4 protein-coding genes and 1 pseudogene are annotated in these 3,526 nt (G+C 74.9%); 2 read left to right on the forward strand and 3 right to left on the reverse strand.

Annotation, left to right across the window (positions count from 1 at the left end):
• A pseudogene (locus ABZ646_RS43090) lies at positions 1 to 144 on the reverse strand (SAM-dependent methyltransferase); the annotation flags it as partial.
• A 17-nt stretch (positions 145 to 161) separates the two neighbouring features.
• A complete protein-coding gene (locus ABZ646_RS43095; RefSeq protein ID WP_360532227.1) occupies positions 162 to 1,235 on the reverse strand; it encodes a WYL domain-containing protein in 1,074 nt (357 codons plus the stop codon).
• A 93-nt stretch (positions 1,236 to 1,328) separates the two neighbouring features.
• Here ABZ646_RS43095 and ABZ646_RS43100 point away from each other — a divergent pair, with 93 nt between their 5' ends.
• Positions 1,329 to 1,727: a VOC family protein gene (locus ABZ646_RS43100; protein WP_360532230.1), complete on the forward strand. Its 399-nt coding sequence runs from the start codon at positions 1,329 to 1,331 to the stop codon at positions 1,725 to 1,727.
• Between the two features lie 26 nt (positions 1,728 to 1,753).
• Here the strand turns inward: ABZ646_RS43100 and ABZ646_RS43105 are convergent, their stop codons facing one another.
• Entirely contained in the window at positions 1,754 to 2,998 is a 1,245-nt protein-coding gene (locus ABZ646_RS43105) for an NAD(P)/FAD-dependent oxidoreductase (protein WP_360532233.1), read from the reverse strand.
• 221 nt (positions 2,999 to 3,219) lie between these two features.
• On the opposite strand from ABZ646_RS43105, the gene ABZ646_RS43110 reads away from it, so the two are divergent.
• The coding region (locus ABZ646_RS43110; RefSeq protein ID WP_360532236.1) for a deoxyribodipyrimidine photo-lyase at positions 3,220 to 3,526 on the forward strand (307 nt) is incomplete at its 3' end.

Below are 3,526 nucleotides of genomic sequence, written 5' to 3' on the forward strand. Positions count from 1 at the left end.
GATCGACGCCTTCAGCCACGGGTGCGTACGGATGTCGCCGACCCCCGTCGTCACGACCATGTGGGCGTAGTTGTCGGCCACCCGGTCGTAGGACTCACGTACGACGTCGAGATCGGCCGGGCGGTCAACCGGGTGTGCGCACATCAGCCCACGATAGGAGGTCACGGCTGGGACCGTTCACGTGGAGCAGGAAGCGGTTCCGGTGACTCCGGTGGGGGCTCGGTGGTCGGCGGGGAGGTGGCCCCGTGGGTGCCGCGGGCGCAGGAGGCGAGGCGGGCGGCGAGTGCGCCGACGAGGTCGCGCGGTTCGTCGGGGCGGTCGATGACGAACGGGCGGTCCAGGGAGGCCAGTACGGAAGGCAGCCAGTCGAGCCGCTGCACCCGGAGTTCGACCCGCCGCCAGCGCTCGGCCTCCGGGTCCTCGCCCGCCGCGGGCTCGTGCTCCGCCAGCCTCGCGACGGCGGCGGGGAGGCGGGCGCGGATCTGCGCGACGGTCCCATGGATCCGCAGGGTCACCTCGTGCCGGTAGTCGGCCGTGGCCAGGGCCGACAGCAGGCGCTGCGCCGGGGCGGGCCCGGCGGGGGGTTCGAACGAGCCCGGCAGGCTCCTCGCGCCCGCGATGCGATCGAGCCGGAAGGTGCGGTCCTCGTCGATCCCGGCGTCCCTGCCGGTGACGTACCAGCGGCCGGAATGGGCGACGATCCCGTACGCGTGCAGCGTGCGCTCGCTGCGCCGGCCCTCGCCGTCGGTGTATCTGACCGAGACCGGCCGCCGATGGCGCACCGCATCCGCCAGGGTGAGCAGGACCCCGGCGTCCGGGGCGTCGAGTCCGCCGGTCCGGTCCGTGAACGCCAGTGCCTCCAGGAGCGTGTCGAGCCGGCGGGCGAGGTGCTTGGGCAGCACACGCCGGATCTTCGCGGACGCCGTCTCGCCCGCCGTGTCCCCCGCCGTCGACAGCCCGGTTCCGCGGCCGGCGGCCAGGCCGAGCAGCACGGCCAGCGCCTCCTCGTCGGTGAGCATGAGCGGCGGCAGGCGGTAGCCGGGAGCGAGTCGGTACCCGCCGTAGCGGCCGCGCACCGACTCCACGGGTACGTCCAGGTCGATCAGCTGGTCCACGTACCGCCGCACCGTGCGTTCCTCGACGCCGAGCCGGTCGGCGAGGTCGGCCGCGGTCCGGGTGCCGCCCGACTCCAGCAGCTCCAGGAGGGTCAGCACGCGGCGGGTGGGTCGGGACATGTGCCCAGCCTAAGGCGAATACCGGACCGGTTCTGTCCGCTATTTCTCCTAGCCTGCGAAGCGCACATCACCGGCACAGCCAGGGAGACCCCCGTGAACTTCGTATCGATCCGCATCATCACCGGCGACGTGGCGCGCCTCGTCGAGTTCTACGAGCAGGCCACGGGCGTGCGGGCGACGTGGGCCACCGAGGACTTCGCCGAGCTCAGGACCCCCACCGCCACCCTCGCGATCGCCGGTACCCGCACCGTCCCGCTGTTCGCCCCGGACTCCGCCCGCCCGGCGGACAACCACAGCGTGATCACCGAGTTCCTCGTCGACGACGTGGACCGTGTCCACCGGAACCTGACCGGCTTCGTCACCGACTTCGTCACCGAGCCCACCACGATGCCCTGGGGAAACCGCTCGCTGCTGTTCCGCGACCCCGACGGCAACCTGGTCAATTTCTTCACCCCCGTCACACCGGCGGCCGTCGCGAAGTTCGCCCGCTGACGCCCGAGCGACACCCTTCGTGCGGTTCAGCGCCCGCCGAGGTCCGCCAGGACCTCCCGGGCGGCCCGCGCGCCGGAGGCGAGTGCGCCCTGGACGGAACCCGTGCCGCGGTGGTCCCCGCAGACGTAGCGGCCGGGGCCGATGCGGCAGGGGCGGGTCAGCGGCCAGGGCGGCGGCATGGCGGGCAGCGCGGCCTCGACCGTGCGCGCGACCAGCAGGTCCCAGGCGCCGGTGTCGGTGCCGTACAGCTCGGACAGCGCCGTGCCGACGGCCGCCCGTACCGGCTCGGTGTCGCCGCCCGGCACCGAGGTGGCGACCAGGGCGCTGCCGCGCGGCGCGTACTCGGGTGCGACGTCGCTGAGGACGCAGGTGTTCAGCACGCGGCGGCCGGTGTCGACCAGCAGGACGGGGCGGTCCAGGGGCGAGCGCGGAGCGACGTGGTAGTACGTCGTGACGGTGCGGTGGGCGGGGACGTCCAGGCCGGGCAGCAGCCGCACGGCGGCACCGGCACCGGTCGCCACGACCACGGCACGCGCGGGCAGCTCCGTACCGTCGGCCGTGACCACACCCCGGCCGGCCAGCCGCGCCACGGGGGTGCCGAGCCGTACGGCGCCCTCGGGCAGGGCGGCGGCCAGGGCGCGGGGGACCGCCTGGACGCCGAAGGCCGGCAGGCACAGGGCGCCGCGCAGCATGCTGCGCCACACCAGGTGGAACACCCGGCTGGAGGTCTCCAGGGCGTCCTCCAGGAAGACACCGGAGAGGAACGGCCGGAAGAAGCCCTCCACGAACGGCTCGGAGAAGCCGGCCTCGGCGAGGGCGGCGCGGGTGGTGCGCTCCGCTGACCGCTTGAGCGCGCGGGCCGGAGCGAGCGCGTCGCGGGCGCCGAGCGCGGCCAGCGCCGCCAGGTCGCGCGGCCCGGCGAGCCGTCCGGACAGCAGCGACCTCACCGTGTCGGGACGGCGGCGCGGATCGGCCAGCAGCACGCGCCGGTCACCGGTGTGCACCAGGACGCCCGGCAGGAAGGGACGCGGGGCGAGGAACGGGGCGGGCAGGCGGCGGCGCAGTTGCGGGTAGGCGGGATTGACGACCTGGAAGCCGCGGTCCACCGTGAAGCCGTCCAGCCGGTCGGTCCGCATCCGCCCGCCCACCCCGTCGGCCGCCTCCAGCACCGCGACGCCCAGCCCGGCGACGGCCAGGTCGCGGGCACACGCGAGGCCGGCGACCCCGGCACCCACCACGACGACGTCCACGACCGCGGATCCGTCCGCCACAGCCCACCACCTCTCCTCGCTCCTCGGGGACCCGCTGCGATGCCCGCGCGGGCGCGGGGGCCCGGGAGCCCGGCGTCTTCCCGAGGTACTTCCCCGTCGGCCGCCGGCACGGATGCGGCGCCACCCGAACGGGGGACCATCGGCGGCCGGCCGCATCCGGGACCGGCCGACCGGGCGAAACCTTCCGAGAGCGAGACAACGGAAGCGGAAGTGAGCCCCCCATGCACACCTCGGTCGTCGTGTTCACCTGCGATCTGCGCCTGTCGGACCATCCGCCGCTGCGCGCGGCCCTGCACGGCGGAGGCCGGGTGGTACCGCTGTTCGTGCGTGACCCGTCCGTGGACGCGGTGGGTTTCGCCGCGCCGAACCGGCTCGCGTTCCTCGCCGACTGCCTGCGTGACCTGGACACCCGGCTGCGGGAGCGGGGCGGGCGGCTGGTGCTGCGCGAGGGCGACACGGTCACCGAGGTGTGCCGGGCGGCCGCCGAGGCGGCCGCCGACGACGGCCCTCAGAAAGGAATACCACACC

It is taken from the genome of Streptomyces sp. NPDC007162 (assembly GCF_040634175.1).
GTDB lineage: Bacteria > Actinomycetota > Actinomycetes > Streptomycetales > Streptomycetaceae > Streptomyces.